The organism is Streptomyces sp. AC627_RSS907 (assembly GCF_019049165.1).
Map to the genome: position 1 here is coordinate 1 of NZ_JAGMUE010000482.1, position 622 is coordinate 622.

The window sequence follows — 622 nt, forward strand, 5'->3', positions numbered from 1 at the left end:
GCTACCACGCGCGCCCCGACCTGACCGCGCAGCGCTTCGTCGCCGACCCGTACGGCCCGCCAGGCGCCCGCATGTACCGCACCGGCGACCTGGCCCACTGGACCACGGCCGGTGTCCTGGAGTACCTGGGCCGCGCGGACGACCAGGTCAAGCTGCGCGGGTTCCGCATCGAGCTGGGCGAGGTCGAGGCGGCCCTCGGCGCGCTGCCCGGCGTACGGCAGGCCGTCGTGCTGCTCCGCGAGGACCAGCCAGGACGGCCGCTGCTGGTCGGCTACCTGGTGGCAGACCGGGGCAGCGGCGGCCCGCTGGACAGCGCCGCGCTCCGGGCGGCGCTGGCCCGGACGCTGCCCGACTACCTGGTCCCGGCCGTCCTGGTGGAGCTGGACGCCTTCCCGCTCAGCCCGAACGGCAAGGTGGACCGCGCGGCGCTGCCCGCGCCCGTCGCGACCGCCACCGACGAGCGGCCACTCGACGGCACCGCCGCCACGCTGGCCGCGCTCTTCGGCGAGGTGCTCGGCCGCGCGCCGGCGGGCGGTGACGACAGCTTCTTCGCCATCGGCGGCGACAGCATCTCCTCCATCCAACTCGTCAGCCGCGCCCGCGCGGCGGGCCTCGCCCTGAG

1 protein-coding gene is annotated in these 622 nt (G+C 76.8%); it reads left to right on the forward strand.

The window, feature by feature from the left end; genetic code table 11:
• Positions 1 to 622 (forward strand): phosphopantetheine-binding protein (locus tag KUM32_RS36600; protein ID WP_217146197.1); only part of this gene is annotated, 622 nt, incomplete at both ends.